16 protein-coding genes are annotated in these 19,604 nt (G+C 40.2%); 5 read left to right on the top strand and 11 right to left on the bottom strand.

Going from position 1 to position 19,604, the window contains the following annotated elements; genetic code table 11:
• Positions 1-62 precede the first annotated feature (62 nt).
• Positions 63-1,433, bottom strand: coding sequence for an FAD-dependent oxidoreductase (locus ACHLI0_RS11430; protein ID WP_373247173.1), 1,371 nt, complete (start codon positions 1,431-1,433; stop codon positions 63-65).
• A 200-nt stretch (positions 1,434-1,633) separates the two neighbouring features.
• Positions 1,634-3,067, bottom strand: a complete 1,434-nt coding sequence (locus ACHLI0_RS11435) for an aspartate ammonia-lyase (protein ID WP_490749200.1) — start codon at positions 3,065-3,067, stop codon at positions 1,634-1,636.
• Positions 3,068-3,246: 179 nt separating this feature from the next.
• On the opposite strand from ACHLI0_RS11435, the gene ACHLI0_RS11440 reads away from it, so the two are divergent.
• From ACHLI0_RS11440 to ACHLI0_RS11450, 3 genes are read left to right on the top strand one after another with little or no spacing between them, the layout of a single operon-like run.
• Positions 3,247-4,557 (top strand): anaerobic C4-dicarboxylate transporter family protein, encoded by a 1,311-nt coding sequence (locus ACHLI0_RS11440; RefSeq protein ID WP_016268844.1) that lies wholly within the window; start codon positions 3,247-3,249, stop codon positions 4,555-4,557.
• A 29-nt stretch (positions 4,558-4,586) separates the two neighbouring features.
• Positions 4,587-5,645: an L-asparaginase 2 gene (ansB, locus tag ACHLI0_RS11445; RefSeq protein WP_008762008.1), complete on the top strand. Its 1,059-nt coding sequence runs from the start codon at positions 4,587-4,589 to the stop codon at positions 5,643-5,645.
• 15 nt (positions 5,646-5,660) lie between these two features.
• The gene (locus tag ACHLI0_RS11450) at positions 5,661-6,830 is read left to right on the top strand and encodes a porin (protein WP_011108461.1); all 1,170 of its coding nucleotides are present in this window, start codon (positions 5,661-5,663) and stop codon (positions 6,828-6,830) included.
• A gap of 80 nt (positions 6,831-6,910) precedes the next feature.
• Here the strand turns inward: ACHLI0_RS11450 and ACHLI0_RS11455 are convergent, their stop codons facing one another.
• From ACHLI0_RS11455 to ACHLI0_RS11480, 6 genes are all read right to left on the bottom strand, one after another.
• A complete protein-coding gene (locus tag ACHLI0_RS11455) occupies positions 6,911-7,132 on the bottom strand; it encodes a DUF2795 domain-containing protein (protein ID WP_002558131.1) in 222 nt (73 codons plus the stop codon).
• A gap of 64 nt (positions 7,133-7,196) precedes the next feature.
• Positions 7,197-7,760 (bottom strand): cob(I)yrinic acid a,c-diamide adenosyltransferase, encoded by a 564-nt coding sequence (locus tag ACHLI0_RS11460; protein ID WP_008762007.1) that lies wholly within the window; start codon positions 7,758-7,760, stop codon positions 7,197-7,199.
• Between the two features lie 51 nt (positions 7,761-7,811).
• On the bottom strand, positions 7,812-8,435 hold the full coding sequence (locus tag ACHLI0_RS11465; protein ID WP_490749572.1) for a hypothetical protein: 624 nt from the start codon (positions 8,433-8,435) through the stop codon (positions 7,812-7,814).
• Between the two features lie 108 nt (positions 8,436-8,543).
• Entirely contained in the window at positions 8,544-9,227 is a 684-nt protein-coding gene (locus ACHLI0_RS11470; RefSeq protein ID WP_113748100.1) for an energy transducer TonB, read from the bottom strand.
• A 351-nt stretch (positions 9,228-9,578) separates the two neighbouring features.
• Positions 9,579-10,757 (bottom strand): hypothetical protein, encoded by a 1,179-nt coding sequence (locus ACHLI0_RS11475; protein WP_490749201.1) that lies wholly within the window; start codon positions 10,755-10,757, stop codon positions 9,579-9,581.
• 10 nt (positions 10,758-10,767) lie between these two features.
• Positions 10,768-12,720, bottom strand: a complete 1,953-nt coding sequence (locus ACHLI0_RS11480) for a dynamin family protein (RefSeq protein WP_490749202.1) — start codon at positions 12,718-12,720, stop codon at positions 10,768-10,770.
• Between the two features lie 235 nt (positions 12,721-12,955).
• Here ACHLI0_RS11480 and ACHLI0_RS11485 point away from each other — a divergent pair, with 235 nt between their 5' ends.
• Positions 12,956-14,917, top strand: coding sequence for a WG repeat-containing protein (locus ACHLI0_RS11485; RefSeq protein WP_113748097.1), 1,962 nt, complete (start codon positions 12,956-12,958; stop codon positions 14,915-14,917).
• Positions 14,918-15,248: 331 nt separating this feature from the next.
• Complete coding sequence (locus ACHLI0_RS11490; RefSeq protein ID WP_113748096.1) at positions 15,249-16,439, top strand: DUF418 domain-containing protein; 1,191 nt, start codon at positions 15,249-15,251, stop codon at positions 16,437-16,439.
• Here ACHLI0_RS11490 and ACHLI0_RS11495 read toward each other — a convergent pair.
• The 3 genes from ACHLI0_RS11495 to ACHLI0_RS11505 form a co-directional block, all read right to left on the bottom strand.
• A complete protein-coding gene (locus tag ACHLI0_RS11495) occupies positions 16,436-17,245 on the bottom strand; it encodes a Fic family protein (protein WP_113748095.1) in 810 nt (269 codons plus the stop codon). The genes ACHLI0_RS11490 and ACHLI0_RS11495 overlap by 4 nt on opposite strands.
• Positions 17,246-17,918: 673 nt before the next feature.
• Positions 17,919-18,980: an IS5-like element IS1169 family transposase gene (locus ACHLI0_RS11500; protein WP_005794453.1), complete on the bottom strand. Its 1,062-nt coding sequence runs from the start codon at positions 18,978-18,980 to the stop codon at positions 17,919-17,921.
• Positions 18,981-19,051: 71 nt separating this feature from the next.
• On the bottom strand, positions 19,052-19,603 hold the full coding sequence (locus ACHLI0_RS11505) for a hypothetical protein (protein ID WP_490749203.1): 552 nt from the start codon (positions 19,601-19,603) through the stop codon (positions 19,052-19,054).
• Position 19,604 lies beyond the last annotated feature (1 nt).

Raw genomic sequence — 19,604 nt, forward strand, 5'->3', positions numbered from 1 at the left:
GACATGATCAATTTGTTTCCTTTATTTATTTTATTTTTTTACGAGTATATGGAAAAATGCTACTACGCAAACAAATCATTTAATGCTTCGCTCATGCTGGGGTGAGTAAAAATGAAGTCGCGAAGGAAAGTATAGTCCTGCCCTGTCTTCATAGCGAGTGCAACAGTGTTTATCACCTCGCTTGAATCGGGTGCAAACAGCATACATCCCAAAATCAGTCCTGTCTTCTTGTCAATAATCGCCTTTAACAGCCCGTCTGTTTCTCCCAAAGTCTTAGCTCTCGGTATCGCCATAACGGGCAATTTCTTCACGATAATATCGAGATTCTGCTTGCGTGCTTCCTCTTCATTCAGACCGACGCGAGCCAAAGGCGGGTCAATAAATACGGAATAGCTGACCGGATTACGGTCACTTGTCTTCCGCTCCGCGTCTCCGAATAAGTCTTCTCTGATAATCCGATAGTCATCCAATGAGATATACGTAAACTGCAAACCACCTTTCACATCACCCACCGCACGGATAGCGGGATTCGTTGTTTTCAGATATTCATCTACAATAATGGCTCCACGTGCATCCACCTCTACTCCGGCAGCTTCCAGATGAAGACCTTGCGTATTTGGTCTGCGTCCTGTAGCCAACAGCACAGCATCGGCCTCCAATTCAAATGCCTCGTTCGTTTGCAAGTCCGTGAAAGCAACGATCGCTTTTTCTGATGTATGGTTTACGGACTGCACCTTGGCGTTCATCCGGAAAACAATGCCTTTCTTCTCCAATGTTTCCTTGACGCTGGCAGCAATATCACGGTCTTCGCGCGCAATCAATTCCGGATAACTTTCAAGTACTGTCACCTGAGAGCCAAAGGAAGCATACATGGATGCAAATTCCAGTCCGATATAACCACCGCCGACAATCACAAGATGACGCGGAAGATCCGTGAGTTCCATAATGGAAGTGCTGGTATAAACAAAAGGATTGTCCGCTATGCCGTCAATGGATGGAATGACCGTTTCCGCTCCTGTATTAATAATGATTTGCTTAGCTGTCAACAGTAACTCTTCCGCCGCAGTGCGGACAGATACCGTATCCGAAGATACAAAAGAGCCGAATCCGGTGTAAACGGTCACATGAGGGTTATCAGCCAGATTATGATAGTTTTTATTTCGCAGCGCACCCGTAACCGAGTCTTTCACAGAAACAGCATTCCGGTAAAATTCTCTCTTTTCGAGGAATGTAAGTCCTTTCATGCCGGAAGCTATCTTCGCCTGATGTACCAGTGTCTTAGTCGGGATACAGCCGATATTGATACACGTACCTCCGTACATTTTATCAGAACGTTCTACAACAGCCACTTTTTGTCCACGTTTCGCGAACTCTGCCGCAAGGGTCTTCCCGCCTTTGCCGAAACCGATAATAATAACATCAAATGCATTCATATCCAAATATCTTTAGTTAGTTAGAAATCATCTTATTAACGTCTTTCATTGACACTGCAAAGGTCGTCCCTTTCCGGCAGACTATCAATAACCATTTTACCGGATGAATTGGCAATTATTCCCATATAAAATTATTTAATAGAAAAAGAGAACTGATATCACTTAGGATATAGCTCTCTTTTTCCTTCAACAGGTATAAATCAATGATTCGGATGAATATCCAGCTTCACTGGTTTTATCATATTCTCCGGTTTTAAAATCGTATCCAGGTCTTCTTTGGAAAGAATGTTATGTTCCAGCACCAGTTCATACACTCCTTTGCCCGTTTCCAGGGCTTCCTTCGCTATCTTGGTAGAATGTTTATACCCAATTACAGGATTCAGTGCGGTCACTACTCCGATACTGTTGTGTACATCCCGACGGCATTTTTCTTCATTGGCTGTGATACCATCAATACATAAGGTACGCAATGTATCAAAACCGTTCATCAACAAATCCGCAGATTCAAAACAGCATTGTGCCATGACAGGTTCCATCGCATTCAGTTCCATCTGTGCAGCCTCTCCACTCATAGCTACACAAAGGTCGTTTCCTATCACTTTATAAGAGACCTGATTCATGACTTCCGGAATGACAGGATTCACCTTTCCCGGCATAATGGAAGAGCCCGGCTGCATGGCAGGCAGATTGATTTCTCCCAGTCCGCAACGAGGACCGGAAGCCAATAGCCTCAGATCATTACAGATCTTATTCATCTTGACAGCTACACGCCGCATGGCCGAAGAATATCCTACCATGCAGGAAGTATCCGAAGTAGCGCCTATCAGGTCATCTGCCAGTTTGATATCCAGTCCGGTAATCTTGCGCAGAGCAGCAATGCACTTTTCCGCATATTCCGGTTCGGCGGTAATTCCGGTTCCGATGGCTGTTGCCCCCATGTTGACCGTCAGAAAATCCTGTGCGGCAAAATCGAGATTCTTCAGTTCATGTTCCAGAATGCTGGCAAATCCATTAAAGGTTTGTCCGAGTGTCATCGGTACGGCATCTTCCAGTTGGGTACGTCCCATCTTGATGATGTGTGCAAACTCCGCTCCTTTCTTTCGGAAAGCCTCGATCAGTGTTGCAAAGTGTTTCACCAATTTAAGATGGGTATAATACAGACCAATGTGAATGGCTGTAGGATACGCGTCATTGGTAGATTGCGAACGGTTGACGTGATCGTTGGGCGAGCAGTATTGATACTCTCCGCGTGCGTGTCCCATCAGTTCCAGTGCACGGTTGGCAATCACTTCATTGGCATTCATGTTGGTAGTGGTTCCGGCCCCTCCCTGAATCATATCTACAGGGAACTGGTCATGATGTTTTCCTTCCAGTATTTCTTTACAAGCCTTCAGTATGGCATCCGTCTGTTTCTCGGTCAGTAACTCCAGTTCACGGTTGGCAACGGCAGCTCCCATTTTCGTGATGGCCAATGCCTGAATAAACAGGGGATACTCATTCAAATGAAACTTGCTGATGCGAAAGTTTTCAATACCACGGAGTGTCTGTACTCCATACAATGCACTTTCCGGCACTTCACGACTACCTATCAAGTCGCTCTCTGTACGAGTTTTTTTTGATAATTTCTGTTCCATATCGGTTGTTTTATAACAATAACACATTCGTTAGTTGATATAATAACCAGTCAGAGATGTTATTGTTTTAATAAATATGCAAAAACTATTCAATAACTTTTTTGTTGTTTATCTTAGAAACAGAGAAAAAACGAAGATAAATCCTTTATCTTTGTTAGGAACTTATAAAACAACAACCAATGATATTACAATTAGCATTTGTTCTGACAGCCATTATTATTGGCGCACGTTTGGGAGGCATCGGACTCGGTGTCATGGGAGGAGTAGGATTGGGAATACTCACGTTTGTTTTTGGTTTACAACCCACCGCACCACCTATCGACGTTATGTTGATGATTGCCGCCGTCATTTCCGCTGCCTCCTGTATGCAAGCAGCCGGCGGGCTGGACTATATGGTGAAACTGGCAGAACATTTGCTACGCAAAAATCCTTCACACGTCACACTGCTCAGCCCATTGGTGACTTACCTGTTCACCTTTATTGCCGGAACCGGGCATGTGGCTTATTCCGTATTGCCCGTAATTGCAGAGGTAGCTACCGAAACAAAGATTCGTCCGGAACGCCCGCTCGGTATTGCTGTGATTGCTTCGCAACAGGCTATTACAGCCAGTCCCATCTCTGCCGCTACGGTAGCTCTGCTCGGGTTACTGGCAGGTTTCGACATTACATTATTCGATATTCTTAAAATTACGATTCCCGCCACTATCATCGGAGTATTGGTCGGCGCTTTATTCTCCATGAAAGTCGGCAAAGAACTGATAGAGGATCCCGAGTATCAAAAACGCTTGAAAGAAGGTCTTTTCAATGACAAGAAGATAGAGATTAAAGATGTCAAGAACAAACGTTCCGCCATGCTTTCCGTACTCATCTTTATATTGGCAACTGCTTTTATCGTCCTTTTCGGATCTTTTGAAGGTATGCGTCCCAGTTTCCTGATCGATGGAGAAATCGTCACGCTCGGTATGTCCTCCATTATCGAGATCGTAATGTTGTCGGCAGCCGCTATCATCCTTATAGTAACCAAGACGGATGGAATCAAAGCAACGCAGGGTTCTGTATTCCCTGCCGGGATGCAGGCTGTTATCGCCATCTTCGGTATTGCGTGGATGGGTGATACTTTCCTTCAGGGCAATATGGCACAGCTCACTCTCTCCATCGAAGGAATCGTGCGGCAGATGCCATGGTTGTTCGGTATTGCGCTGTTCGTCATGTCTATCCTGTTATATAGCCAGGCAGCCACGGTACGGGCATTGATGCCGCTGGGCATCGCATTAGGTATTTCTCCGTATATGCTGATTGCCTTATTCCCCGCAGTGAACGGGTATTTCTTTATCCCAAATTACCCGACTGTCGTAGCCGCCATTAATTTCGACCGCACCGGAACAACAAAAATCGGTAAATATGTGTTGAATCATTCGTTTATGATGCCCGGACTGGTATCTACCGTAGTCGCTATTGCGTTAGGACTGCTCTTTATTCAAATATTCTAATATATTATTAACCTAAACTCATTTCAGTTATGAAACAAATTAAGAAATTAGGCCTGGTAGTAGTAACACTACTATTATCCGCAACAATGGCATTTGCCGCAAAACCGAATATCCACATCCTTGCTACCGGAGGAACCATTGCCGGAACAGGAAGCTCGGCTACGGGCACCAGCTATACGGCAGGACAGGTTGCTATCGGTGCATTGCTGGATGCAGTCCCCGAAATCAAAGATATCGCCAATGTAACCGGCGAACAGATTGTGAGAATCGGTTCACAGGACATGAATGACGAAGTCTGGCTGACACTTGCCAAGAAAATTAACGAGTTATTGAAACGACCGGATATCGACGGAATTGTGATCACTCACGGAACGGATACGATGGAAGAGACTGCTTACTTTCTGAATCTGACGGTCAAAAGTGACAAGCCTGTTGTATTGGTAGGTGCCATGCGCCCGTCTACAGCATTAAGTGCCGATGGTCCGCTGAATCTTTATAATGCTGTAGTTACCGCAGCAGCCAAAGAATCAAAAGACAAAGGTGTACTGGTTGCCATGAACGGCCTGATTCTGGGTGCAGAAAGCGTAGTCAAAATGAACACGGTCGATGTACAGACTTTCCAGGCTCCCAACTCCGGTGCATTGGGATATGTACTGAACGGTAAAGTATGCTACAATCAGATCACACTGAAGAAACATACCACCCAATCCGTATTTGATGTCACCAAACTGACTTCATTGCCCAAAGTCGGCATCGTATACAGCTATTCCAATATCGAAGCCGATATGATGACTCCGTTGCTCAACAACGGATATAAAGGAATCATTCATGCAGGAGTCGGCAACGGTAATATTCATAAAAACATATTTCCGTCATTGATAGACGCCCGCAGAAAAGGCATTGTAGTTGTTCGTTCTTCCCGCGTACCGACTGGTCCTACCACCCTCGATGCGGAAGTGGATGACGCCAAGTATCAGTTTGTAGCCTCTCAGGAATTGAATCCACAAAAGTCACGTGTACTATTGATGCTTGCACTGACCAAAACCACGGACTGGAAACAAATTCAGGAATACTTTAACGAATACTAAAAACCGGACCTACTTATGAAAAAATTAATGTTTATGCTACTCCTTGCGGGTAGCATACAGGCAATGTATGCCCAAAAGTTCTCCCCAAACACTCCTCTTTTCGAGGAACTGACAGACGTAAAAAAGAAAACGGATAAGTTCAACTTATACCTGAATATGCAAGGAAGTTTTGACGCTCATTTCCAAAATGGATTTCAGGAAGGTGACTTCAATATGCACCAGCTCCGCATCGAAGCGAAAGGAAATATCAACAACTGGCTTTCTTACCGTTACCGCCAGCGTCTCAACCGCTCGAACGACGGAAACAATATGATAGACAACCTCCCGACCTCCATCGACTGGGCAGGTATCGGTATCAAGCTCAACGATAAGTTCAACCTGTTTGCCGGTAAACAAAGTGCCAACTATGGCGGCTTCGAGTTTGACCTCAACCCGATCGATGTCTATCAATATTGTGATATGATCGATTACATGAGTAACTTCCTGACCGGGCTGAATGCAAGTTATAACATAACTCCCGATCAGCAACTTAATCTGCAGATATTGAACAGCCGCAATAGCTCTTTCGACAACACTTACGGAATCACAGAGGATGCGGAGGGTAATCTCCCCGATCTGAAATCCGGAAAAATGCCGCTGGTCTATACCTTAAACTGGATTGGCAACTTTAATAATGTATTTAAAACCCGCTGGTCGGCCTCTGTGATGAACGAAGCCAAAGATCATAATATGTATTACTATGCCGTAGGAAATGAACTGAATCTCGGAAAGTGGAACGCCTTCGTCGACTTCATGTACTCAAAAGAAGAGATTGACCGTAAAGGGATTATCACAAGTATCGTCGGTCGCCCGGGCGGACACAATGCGTTTGATACAGGTTATTTATCCGTAGTAGCCAAGTGCAACTATCGTTTTCTTCCGAAATGGAATGCCTTTGTGAAAGGAATGTATGAAACGGCTTCTGTGACCAAAGCCTCCGAAGGGATAGAAAAAGGAAATTACCGCACCTCTTGGGGATATCTGGCAGGCATCGAATTTTATCCGATGGAAACTAACCTGCATTTCTTCGTGACCTATGTAGGACGTTCTTATGACTTCACCTCCCGTGCCAAAGTGCTGGGACAAGAGAATTACAGTACCAACCGGATTTCGGTAGGATTCATCTGGCAGATGCCGGTCTTTTAATATTGCATGAGAATAAAAAATACCCGATAGCTGTGTGAAAGTTATCGGGTATTTTTATATGTTCGGTTTCTTTTTCTAAATCAATACTCTTCCTCGTTAAAAAAGAAATCTTCTTTACTAGGATAATCCGGCCAAATATCTTCGATACTCTCATAGATTTCGCCTTCATCTTCCATCTCTTGCAGATTCTCTATCACTTCAAGAGGAGCACCCGAACGCATAGCGTAATCAATCAATTCGTCCTTGGTTGCCGGCCAGGGAGCATCTTCCAGTTTCGATGCTAATTCCAATGTCCAATACATAATCTTGAGTATTAAAAAGTGAATACTTATTTTCTATTTTTCGGCAAAAGTATAATAAAATCTATCATTTCCAACTATTATCCCAGAATATTTCACTATTTTGTTCATCAAAATTAATTTTTCGGGATAAAACAAACAAATAATCTGATAATCTGTTGACAAAAGCTAACACTTCAGGAGAAATTGTACAAGTTTCGGACAGAGTCAGAATGCGACGTTCGGCTCTCCGGCAAATCGTACGGCACACATGACAAACAGCCGCTCCACGGCTACCTCCGGGTATGATAAAGGCACAAAGTTCGGGCAACTGTTCGTCCAGCTTATCAATCTCGCGCTCGATGCGTTCCACATCTTCCGGAGTAAGGATACTGGCGGCTTTCAGTTGTGTTTTTTCTTGGTCAGTTGCCAGATGCGAACCGATAGAGAATAGCTTATGCTGTATACTCAAGATAAAATCCCGGTCTGCCTCATCCAGCAAATACGTATTCAGCCATCCCAGATGGGAATTAAGTTCGTCAATTGTTCCGTATGCTTCCAAACGAATATGGGTCTTCGGAACGCGGCTTCCGCCGACAAGACTGGTAGTTCCTTTGTCACCGGTCTTTGTATATACAAGGCTTTTTTTCATAAACGTCTATTTTTCATCATTACTATATATAAGATTAACGTATAAAGGTGATCAGAAGTTGACGATATAATGCTGTTTAATCTTTGTTGTATCAAAAAAAAGCAAGCCTACATCATACAAGTCAAAAGTGATTCCCACCCGCTCATCATTCTGTAACTGTTTCCAAAGATTTTTCATTGCCTTTGAATAGCAGATCCCATGAACGACAAACAAACTATTCGGAGTAGTCCGACGGGAACAGATGTTAAAAACTTCTTCCAGCAAAGCCGGATTCCGATAGTCATTCAGATACAGAAAGTCTACCGGAGTATCGGCATCTAAAAAGAGCTCTGATAAGTCGGAAGCAAAAAGATACCCGGCAGAAGGTTTGGCTGATTGTAAATATAAGGAGGCTGCCGAGGGCTTTCCTACTTCTATGATAGTGGCCGGTTGCACTTTATTCACCAGGCGGAACAACAGACGGTTGATTCTTGGTATTCCTTTCTCCCACCCCTGTGTTGTGATTCGCTTTTTCTGTTCCACCTTCAGCAGGTCATATGCATAATAAGGCATCTTCTCATAAATCACGTCCGTGATCAGACTGAAAGCAAAAGGAGAGTGCACACCATATCCACAACGGTAGCGGAAACGGGAGAGCCAGATAAAAGGTCTTTTTAGGTAATACAGAAGATTCATAAACCAGTCTTTCATTTTTTTGTTCGTGGCGCAAAGATATATTATTTTATTGAAAAAAGGGCCGGCTCCCGCGGTGGACCGACCCTTTTAATCATTTATTTCAAGTAACTACTGCAATCTGAATACTACAGGTACAGTATATTTTACTCGAACTTTCTTACCGTTCTGCACTCCAGGCTTCCACTTAGGCATTCCACTTATCACACGGATAGCTTCTTTATCCAAATAAGCATCTACCCCTCGTACAACTGTCGGACTAGTAATCGATCCGTCTTTGTCTACGACAAACTGAACAATTACACGTCCTTGTGAGCCCATCTCCTGAGACATTGTCGGATATTTGATATGAGTACTCAAATATTTCAGCAATTCAGCTGAACCACCGGGAAATTCGGGCATGACTTCAACACTTACGTGAATAACGTCTTCCACCACTTCTTCTGTTTCCACAACCGGCGGTATCCAAACAACCTTGTAAGGTTCATTCACATTGTCCGGCACTACTGAAACGTTATCCGTCACCTCTTCGGTATCATCTACTATTTCGATCCATTCGGATTGCTTGATTTCCGGTGGAGGAGGCGGTTCCAGTTTTTCTTCCGGGAATGTAATTGGAACGAGCTCCGTTACAAAGATGGATTCATCATCAGATGATACTGCCGCAACTCTTACATCATGCTGTGTCCATTCGAACGATACGAACATGAAAGCAAGCGCAACAACCAAACCCATCAACAACCAAGAACCTCTTTGATTCTCAATTGCAGCCTTTTTTGATTTTTTGGCTTCCATAAAAAATGTGTTTAAGTAATTAATAATAGAAAATATATAGTATATATACTACTTTTCGTTTTCTGTCTTAAGCATTACTTAAAGTGCTCTCTAGCTGCAATAAATATAGTATTTTTATGGATAGGATGTAACTTTAGTTCTTGTTTATTTTATTCTTTTTCCTTCTTTTGAATAAAATTTATGAATACGACTCCAAGTTATTCCAACTAGCCATACCAAGCATTTCAGTTTAAAAATCAAGTAGTATACTAGTAATCATACTAATAGGAAAGGAACAGTCTTCATTACAATAGATATTCTAACAATTGTTCTGATTAAACCAAAAAGAAAATAAATGTATATGAGAGCATGTTACGCATGCTTATCTTTCGTTTCATCAGCTTCCTTCACTTTCTTCCCGCCAATAATATTCAGAATAATATTCATAGCCCCCTTTCCCACGAAAGAAGTACCTACCACAACAACTTTGGGCAAAGACTTCAACGCCTCCTTCACAGCTACACGCTTTGCTTTTCTTTTAGCTTTGATTCCATTTAATGAATTCATTCCATCAATCAGATAGTTACGCGTCACATAACCGATACGCAAAGTCATCAACGAATTCACGATTCCATCGCATATCGAGCCAATGACTACACCCGGTATTTTCACATTAGACAGAATGCTCAAAAAGCCGGTATCTCCCGAAACGGTATCACCAATGTCATCCAAATCAACATCGGCAGCGTCAACAGAAGCATCGGAAATATCGATATCGGACGCTGTATCCGAAGATTGATCCGCTAATGAGCCGAAGGGAGCAACCGAGTCCATATCTTTAAATACTTCGGATGCAACGAATGTCATTAATGAAGTAACCAAGATATTGACATACTGGCGAAACAACTGTTGCCTCGTAGGCCGGAAGCCGGAAGCTACAATCACATCCTCTATCATTTTATAATTCATATAAAGCACAGATACCGTGTCCAGCTTTCCATTCTGCGAAATAGCCGTAATCATAAAGACAGATTTTGCCCATTCTATAATACGACGATTGATACCGATGATACGAACCGAATACATATCCTCTATATGCGGACCTGAAGTTTCTTTCAGTTCTCCCCCTTCAATGCGCAATTTCAACTCTTCGCTTATGATTTGCACCAGTTCTTCCTTACTCGTTGCATAGCGTTCCAAGTCTTCACGCAATCTCTGCTGATGCAGTTTTCTCAACTCGGGACAGGACTTATCTTTAGGTATATAATTGCAGTTATCCGCCAGTTTATGTCCAAACGCAACAAGTTGTGCAGTATTCCACTCCCCATCAATAGACAAAGCCGGAATCTGCGGAGCACGATGTACCCGAACGACCGGACGTATAACGACAACATAAAATACAACCAGAATCAAGGCGTAAAAAGCATACTCTGCCCACGCGACATGCGACAAGGAAGCTATTTTCTCACCTATAATAATGACGTTACCCAACAATAATATCACAAAAGAGCCCAAAAACAGGAGTGTGATAATTAATAAATTTCGTTTCATTGGCTTATTCTTATCTTATTGAATCCTTAAAACTCTGAACTTGTGCATTTATTGACCGAAGCAACGCATCCTTCCTGTCAAATTCTTCTTTATCAGACACCAGCGCATTCAGATACATTGTTTTTTGTTGTTCCAAAAAATCAATGATACTTTGTTTGCGTACAGGCACATACTGATCGTAAAGGTCATTAGCCGCCTTATATATACTCTTCCCGACAGTCAGCTGAAGATATCCTTTGATCGTTTTCCCGGTATGCGTATGATCGATTCCGGTGATACATTCCATCGCTTTCCTCAGAAAACTCTGAATTTCCATTGTCGAATAAGTCCCAAACGGATTGGGTATTCCGATATGCGGAACAGTCGGATTACTAATATTCTTCACATCAAAAGCTCCCTGCAAATCAAAATCGACCACCGGAAAATCCGTCACTTGCGGCACTGAGTCAAAAGGTGCACAACCTTTCTGCTTCAGAAAAGTATTCATCTTCTCTATAAAAGCCGCATCATCTTTCAAGTTAGAGAGTTTCCGCAAATACTGCCGGGCCAGACTATGTTCATGGGAATCAAGGAATTTACTTTTTATCGCCGCTGACGAATCAGTCATAAACTTTGTAACAAGGCTGCGTGTCGCATCTTTCCCTTTCGCTCCACCGGCAAATGCGGAATTGCATCCGGAATCATAATACTCCCTAACGATTTCAGTAAACTCTTTCAAATCATCATCCATATAGACTTGCACCATTTTTCTAAAATCGCTCCCATCGTAACTAAGTTCACTCGCCTGACGGAGTAACTCGTCAAACGAAGTTACTGCAGCCTGATATTCTATATCGATTGTTTCCTGTTGCCCAATTGATTCTCCGACTAAATTATCCAGTTTTTCCAACTGATTCAGCGTTCTTCCGATTACGCTTCTCAGACGTATATCAGTACTATTGGAGATCACCTTGCCATACAAATCCTTCTCAAATCTCTGAAATTTCGCAGCTTCTTCCTGAAGATCCTCCATTCCCTCATAGCTGGCAGCATCCGCCACTTTTCCCAAGTTCAAACTATATATATTCTCCTTCAACTGGAAGTTACGTCTGCCCATTTCATTCTCGGCAAATTCTACCTGTGCCTTAATTACAGCCTTCTTCTCCTCTTCCGAATGCCAGTAAGCCGCTTCAAACACATTATGCAGAAGACAAACCGGAACTTTCGGATTATTCTCCTGCAGCAACTTCAGAAAACGATTGGAAACCTTCGATATAGCAGAATTTGAACTTTGCACAAATATCACGAAATCTGCCCTTTGAGAGATCGTTTCATAAATAGGATTATCCAAATTCGCATACCCGCCATCCAGCCCAGGCATATCCACCAGAAATATATTATCTTTCAAAAGCTCCCCACCGGAAGTTGTTATGGATGTCACCAACGTATGATCTGTATTTATCACGCTTTCTTCCAAAGCTAACGAAACACACTCCTCCAGATTAGCATCATTCAATTCTTTCTTTTCAATGCTTATCTCGGAAATGTTTTCCAGTCTCTCAAATCCGCGCAGGCTATCAATGACCGAATCAAACTGTTCTACCTTTCTGGCTTTATCAGCAACAGAAAAAATACGGGTAATGGATTCCTCCTGTCCTTTTGAAATAATGGACGGACGCACCGTACACTCCAAGAAATGAGTGGGGCTGACGTGAGCATGTGCTATGAGATTTACTAAAGTAGATTTTCCCGATTTCACGGGTCCAACCACTAATATAAGAAAAGATCCTCCGTCAAACTCAGAAACACGATTATTTAGTTTCTGAGTTGATTTACAAACAGCCTCCAAATCTTTTATTCCCCTTACTGACTCCAAAGTTGACATCAATTCCTTAGATCTGCTCTTCAGTATATTCAAGAATATCTTAAGCTCCGACGAAGACATTGTTTCCACTCTTTCTTCTATAAATTTGTATTTACCCATAAACGAGATTTAAATAATGGTACAACCGACTATTCACATGTCATTTTAATAATGATGATAAAGTTAGCAGTTTGTCGGGAAATAAAAAATGTATAGAGCACAAAGATTGCATAATAATTGAAAGTTCGTCAAAGTTTTATGGATTCAAGTTCAATTCATCAACAAAAAGTTTCTTCATATCCGCAAAAAAGAATATATTTGTTCATTAACATAGAACACTCTAAATTCAGCACTTATGAAACCAATTATCTTACTATTCATATTAATATTCTTCCCCTATATAGTATTCTGCCAAAGCAGTAATGACGAATATTTTATATTAACCGAATATTATTATAATGATGAAGGAAAACAAATACTCATCCCTACAGACAGTATAGAATATCATCGTATTACTAATAAAGATCATTCTATGTGGGGATTCAAAAACAAAGAAGGGAAGATAATGATACCACCCGGAAAATATAGTTTTTTGAATCCTATAGATGAACATGGAATGATACTTGCCCAAAAAGATGGCAAGGAAGGCTATATAGATATTACAGAAAAGGTGCTGATTCCTTTTATTTATGATAATGTCGGAGTCTTCTCTACAGATGTGGAATTGGCCAGTGTCATAAAAGATGGCAAACAGGGATTTATCAACCGGAAAGGAGAAGTCATCATTCCGCTGGAATATGACGGAAATTCATACAATACAAATTTCCACTCAGGAGTTGCCATTTTAACTAAAAACAAAAGATATGGAGTAATAAACGCTCAAAACAACATCATAATCCCATTTGAATATGAAAAAATAAAGTATTCGGATAATCAAGATTGCCTTATCGTAACAAAAGACTACGATTGGGCAACCTATTCTTTTGAAGGGAAACAGCTCTCTGAATTTGATAATTATTTTATCATATCCAGACCATTATCAGCCATCCCTTCCAACAAAACAAACCTTCCACTGCTGATTACAACAGATGAAATGAATGTATATCTAGACAAGACTCAATACTTAGAAGAAATAGAACAAAACAAAAGATCGGATAACACACCTGTAGAAAACAAATTTGCATATATTGATAAAACTAAAAAGGTAGTTGTACCTTTCGGAACATACGATTATGCCACCCCTTTCGGATTGGGAAGAAAAGCCATTGTTGCGAAACAAGGAGCATTTGGTATTATCGACGAATATGGTAAACCCATTCTGCCTCTGAGTTTCGATTTCATAGAGCAGCCTTCTGAATATGCCAATATATTTTTGGCAACCAAGGGGCAAACAGTAACAGTCTATAATCAAAACGCCCAAATAATTCCAATAAAAGGCATTGAATCTTACGAATGCAGAGACAATCACATTATTATTTCAAATATTCACAATAAGAAAGGACTTCTTGATTATGATGGAACGCAGTCAATACCCTTTAAATATGACACACTTTACACTTCCCGCTCTATTTCTGTCATAGATTTCATTGCCAGAAAAGGTGATACATATGGCTATATTTCTAGAAAAGACGAAATAATCAAGCCTTTTACATACAAACACATATATGGACTGAAAGATGATCTTGTTTTTGTGAATGCTGACGGCAAAGCCGGAATGTATGATAAAGAAGGAAATATAAAATTAGCTTTTGAATATGACAGCATCTGCGATACTCACTATAATAATTTTGAGCCAGAAGAAAATAAATACATCGTTATTAAAAATGGGAAGGTGGGTACGGTTGATATTCACAATAAGGTCATTATACCAATTATATACGATGAACTATCCGGATGGGTGGAATATGGTCCTGAGGCACATTTTGCAAAAAAAGATGGCAAATATGGATTGATATCCTACGAGGGACAAATTATTATCCCTTTGGAATACGAATATGTCGATTTACCGGTAGCAGGCATTATTGTTGTTCGCAAAAATGGAAAGTATGGGGCTTTATCATGGAAAAACAAAGAAATACTACCTTGTATATATGACAGGATCATTAATGATATGCCTATAGAAAGTATTGGAGATACAAGAGAACCTAAATTGATTGTTTTGTCAAATGGCAACTGGAATTATTATGATAAAAAAGGAGACATCATCCGTAAAAATGTTCCCAAAGAAGTAATAATGGAAAGTTATGGACACAGAATAGAGCGGGGTGAACCATCTAACGAAAACCTTGATTTTGGAATGAAACGGGCAAAAAAATAAAAGAACCTGCAAGTTTGTCTTAAAAATGCAGACTGCATTTTTTTATAATTGGATAATAAATTCTTGCCGAATGCAAAATATAGAAAATTCTCTTTGATACTCACAACTCAAATATCCTTTATCATATATTATTGTATTATCTTCTCATATTTTAGGCACAAGACTAATTATCAATAGACTAACTGTAAAAGGCAGAAAGCATCGTCAATCATACAAAGCACATAAAAGTCATATTTTGCTCTTTATTGAACAGTATTTTTCCAAAACTATAAAAGGGCTGCGTTAAATTTGCATCTGAAAAAGTACGTTAACATTTTAAATTCTAAAAAGTATGCATTTATCTAACACATTACCCCATAATAATCGTATAGAAATAGCTGATGTGCTACGTGGGTTCGCTGTAATGGGAATTACACTTATCCATTTTATCGAACGGTTTAGTCTCAATAGCTTTCCGGAAGAGACCTGTAACTTTCTGATATTTACGGATAGGGTAATTTGGGATAGTGTATTTTTCACCTTTTCCGGTAAGGCATACTGCATCTTTGCGTTGCTTTTTGGATTTAGTTTTTTTATTCAAGACAATTCACAAAAACTTAAAGGGAAAGATTTTCGTGGGCGGTTTGCCTGGCGGTTAGTATTACTTCTTTTTATAGCTTGTATTAATTCGGCTTTATTTCCGGGTGAAATATTGGTACTCTACGCCTTGCTTGGTTATGTACTGATCGCAGTCTGCCGACTCTCTACCCGAACAGTCACGATCATAGCAGTCATTCTTCTACTTCAACCTATTGAATTGGGACAAATAATTTATGCACTCATCAACCCCGACTATATGATTAATGCTGATCTTGATGCTCCATACTGGGAGTTAGTCAATGCTGCTCAGAAAGAAGGTTCTTTCCTCAAAATGTGCAAAACTGCCATTTGGACGGGTAATGTTGCTAATATGGGGTGGATGCTCTTACATGGAAGGGTTACCCAAACCGCAGGATTATTTATGGTAGGTATGATCATAGGACGCAGCAATGTATTTCTCTACTCAGAAAAAAATATAAAAATCTGGCTTAAAGTATTCATCATAGCCGTTACAGCATTTTTCCCTCTTTATGGTTTGATAGATATACTTCCCGACTTTATAAGCAGGGAGGCACTACTTGTACCTTCTGTCCTTCTACTGAAATCACTTTCAAATATTGCATTTACCGGAATCATGTTTGCAGGGATTATACTCGTTTATTACCTGACAAAACTGAAACATGTCCTTCATAAATTTGCACCTTATGGCCGCATGAGTCTGACAAACTATCTATCGCAATCTTTGATCGGAGGATTCTTGTTTTACAATTGGGGATTAGGTCTTTATCTGCATACAGGCATTACAGCATGCATTCTTATTGGTGTATGCGTATTCTTTTTACAATACTTTTTCTGTAATTGGTGGCTTTGCTCACATCGTCAGGGACCATTAGAGTGGTTATGGAAAAAGGCAACCTGGATAAACTGGAAACCTAACAACTAAAACATAAAGCTGAATCCTCTTTCCCGGAAAGTATGATCCCTTTCAATCTCCAAAGAAAGGGATTTTTTCAGTTGTGTTGCCATAAAGTCCAAGAAAGGCTGACTGGTTTCCTCATCTTGCGACTGCTGTAAAGAAAGTATATAATCGGCTCTATCTTCCTTAAATATCTTTGCAGGGAAAAGACGATAGCAGAATTGAATATAGTTCATTAATAAACGAGCCGCTCTACCGTTACTGTCCACCCATGGATGAATAGTTACTAAATTAAGATGAGCGTTGAAACTCAATTCATATTGTTCCCGAAGTGTATTCATTAACTTTTGCCGTTCTTGCAATATAGAACATAATTCTTCTACTTTTGCAGGCACTTTCTGATAACTCATATAAGAACGGCCACCCACACCAGCCGTAACACCACACAAACGAAACTCGCCTTTGGAAGAATCGAAAGAACCGCCTATTGTATTATGTACGCTTCCAGTGGTACGCATAAGAGTAGCATTTAGCTTTTGTAACAAGGAAGAAGTAATATCAACACCCTGCACACTTTCTTCTTTAGCAAGTTCGTATGCATTCTTCAAATCCTCATTCATCAAATGATAAACCAATGGCTTTCCTTTGGCAGTCACTCCTTCATCAAAGAGAAGTTGAGTATCCATCTCAGTGAGTGTAGAACCTTCAATAGCTGTAGAATGAGTAATAAGAGAATAAAGGTAGTACTTTTCATAGTCTACCAACTGACCGATACCGAGTTTCTGAAATTCTTGATACAGTTTTTCTATCTCCTGCCAAATACTCTTTTCCATAATAGGCTATCTTTAATTCGATCTTCTTCCCAAAAATACTCCGAGTTTATACTCCGACAAAAGGAAACGACATATTTATTTAAAGAAAAGTTTTTGTTTAAAGGTGGTGGAATAATTTAGGAACAATCACTTTATAACAAAGAAAGCCAAGTAATTGATTATTCAATACTTGACTTTCTTTGTGGCACCCTTAACCGTTCTGTTCTCGAACCAATTCCTACATGATTTGGACCTAATTTATGAATTAAAATCTTGGATACCAAATCCATAATCACCAATCTTATCTTACAACAATATAATCTGATTATTTTTTCATTTTCGAAATATACAATAGCTCTTCCATTGTCAAACGATATACCACCTTAACATCGTCAATATATTTTCTTTTAGCATTATATTGAATTTTATGTGCAGAGAAATTTCCAAGCTGCCTAAAAGTGTCCAATAATTCTTGACTCTCTTTTGCTAAAGAAAAAGGTTTATTGCTTAAGGTATAGTTAATTATGGTGAGTTCTATCAATTCAATTTATCCTCTTGTATCAGACAGCAGAACTCTTTAACTGCCCAATTTGTGAGCTTTAGTCTTTCAAATTTAGCGAATATTTTCTACCCCCCCCAATTTTTACAATAATTAACTTGTGTCTGTTGTAAAAATTGGATGTGCAGGCATAATTCACCCCAACAACTCAGGTTTCAGCCTGATTATTTGCGTGTAACGACTGATGTTATACACAAGACTGGTGAGTGCTACATTGGCTTTAGCACGAATAAGCCCTACTGTACGCACCACAAGTCCACGCATGGTTTGTTCCTCAAACCCGAATACATGCTCGACAAGGCAACGTGTCTTGGATTTTTTCCTATTGTCTGATTTCTGCTCCTTGGTAAGCGGACGGTTACGGTAGCCCTTTTCGCAAATTATCGGATTCATCTTATGCTGTTTTACAATCTCCTCTTGTCCGACATAACCGGCGTCCAAATACAAGTCCTTGCCTTCGTCTTTTTCATCCAGCAGTCCTTCAAAGCCTTTGGAATCATGCACTTCTGCCGACGTGGTATCATAAGAAAGTATGATCTTATTGCGTTTCTCAACTTTAGTATGCTGCTTGTAGCCGTAAAAAGTCTCATCACGCTTCTTTGTCCAGCGGGCATCTACATCCTTGTGGCACTTCTTGTGGGGATTGTCATTCCACAACTTATCACCCGCTCCCTGTTTTATCTGCTCATTTTCATCACGGGTGTTACGTTGGCGAGGGGCAATAACAAAACTGGCATCAATGATGCGACCCTCATTGAATTGCAGACCCTTACTTTCCATGAAACTATGAAATTCCGAAAAAAGCTTGTCATAAACGCCTGTATTTGTCAGGAGTTCGCGATACTTCCACACCGTCTTCTCGTCAGGAACATCGTCAACACATTCAATACCAAGAAACTTGCGGAAACTCGTACGGTCAACTATCTGATACTCTATCTGATGGTCACTCAAACCATAATAACGCTGAAGAAACAAGACCTTGAACATCAGCACACAGTCTATCGGCGGACGACCGGCATTACTTTTGCGCTCTCCGGTAAAAAGGGCTGATTCAAGAGTAGGACGAAAGATCTCAAAATCAACATACTGAGACAACACTTCAAGAGGATTGCCCATTTCATTCAAACGCAATTCACGATTCTCTGACTCAAATAGTTGATTATAACGAAGCTTACGGTATCGGGATAACTTGTTCATTATAAAATTCTTATTTTCTGCAAATTTACGCTCTTGGAACCATATAAACAACTGTACTACAATATTTTAATTTATAGAACTCCTCTTATATAACTCAACCCTTTATACTCTCCGCTGGCTTCTTGTATTAATCCTATTTTACCAATAGCTTCGTAAGAATGAATGAGTAATATTTCTAATAATCTTCGCATAAGAATAGCACACCCGTCATAGATATTATATTCATAACTCGCATTTATTTGTTTACAAAGACATTCAATATACCCCCTTGTTTCTTCATATAATATTTTAGGAATAATTCTATCATCAGAAATAATTGTTTCATCTTTTAATATCAAATCACAGAATTGAGCATCCAATTTTTCAATTAGCTCACGATTTGGTTTATATGTCCCAATAGTTTTACCTGCAATAATACCCTTTGATTTTCTCAAATCATTTTTTAGGTATGTTGGATTGTATTTAGGCAAATCACAAGCCTCAAAATATTTATTTATCATTTTTATATCACAGCCATCTGGAAACATTTTATAGTGCAACCATATAAAGGCCGATGCTTTATCTATTTTTTTAGCATATTCACGACAAATTGCATACAACAATGACTGTGTATTCAAATCCATA

This window comes from Bacteroides sp. RCH18 (genome assembly GCF_058231005.1).